General features: G+C 40.8%; 1 protein-coding gene. It reads left to right on the forward strand.

The genetic code is table 11. From position 1 onward, the window contains the following. On the forward strand, nucleotides 1-999 hold a 999-nt coding region (locus SORDD24_RS06370), incomplete at its 5' end, for a DEAD/DEAH box helicase (protein WP_061408769.1). Between the last annotated feature and the right edge of the window lie 282 nt (nucleotides 1,000-1,281).

The following is a 1,281-nucleotide window of genomic DNA, read 5'->3' on the forward strand; positions in this document are numbered from 1 at the left end:
GATAAATTGGCAAGTAACCAGCCCCACATTGTCATCGGGACTCCAGGTCGTATCTATGACTTGGTCAAATCTGGTGATCTGGCTATTCATAAGGCTAAGACCTTTGTTGTCGATGAAGCCGATATGACCTTGGATATGGGATTCTTAGAGACAGTTGATAAGATAGCAGGAAGCCTTCCTAAGGACTTGCAATTCATGGTCTTTTCAGCAACCATTCCACAGAAGTTGCAGCCATTCTTGAAAAAATATTTGTCAAATCCTGTTATGGAAAAAATCAAAACAAAAACAGTCATCTCTGATACCATTGATAACTGGTTGATTTCGACCAAGGGACGAGATAAGAATGCTCAGATTTATGAGTTGACGCAAGCCATGCAACCATATCTAGCCATGATTTTTGTTAATACCAAGACGCGTGCAGATGAATTACATACATACCTAACAGCTCAAGGCTTGAAGGTGGCTAAGATTCATGGGGATATTGCTCCTCGTGAGCGTAAGCGGATCATGAATCAAGTGAAAAATCTTGATTTTGAGTACATTGTCGCAACGGACTTGGCAGCGCGTGGAATTGACATTGAAGGTGTTAGTCATGTCATCAATGACGCCATTCCGCAGGATTTATCTTTCTTTGTACACCGTGTTGGACGAACTGGACGCAATGGTCTACCTGGTACAGCTATTACTCTTTATCAGCCAAGTGATGACTCGGATATCCGTGAGTTGGAGAAATTAGGAATCAAGTTTATTCCTAAGATGATTAAAGACGGAGAGTTCCAAGATACTTACGACCGTGATCGTCGTGCCAACCGTGAAAAGAAGCAGGATAAGCTTGATATTGAAATGATTGGCTTGGTTAAAAAGAAAAAGAAAAAAGTCAAACCAGGTTATAAGAAGAAGATTCAATGGGCGGTGGATGAAAAACGTCGCAAAACCAAGCGTGTTGAAAATCGTGCTCGTGGCCGTGCCGAGCGCAAAGCCAAACGCCAAACATTTTAAATATAAAATTGGAGCTGCATAGCTCCTTTTTCTAACTTCGTTTTATGAATTTTCAAAAATACTGCAAAAAAAGTAAAAAGTGGTATAATGATAAGGTTATATAGTCCCGATAAGGTGGTAGAAAGGTCTATTTTTCTTTCGAGTCGCAACCCGTAGAGGATAGGATTTTTTATCAGTACTTTGTAACTCGCAAAGAATGACGGCTCTAAAGTTGCTCGTCATTCTACGGTTGCCGCTATAAGGCGGTCACCCTATGCGCCTTACTAGCATCAGAAATAAAAA

It is taken from the genome of Streptococcus oralis (assembly GCF_001579175.1).
In the GTDB taxonomy this organism is placed as follows: Bacteria; Bacillota; Bacilli; order Lactobacillales; family Streptococcaceae; genus Streptococcus; species Streptococcus oralis_O.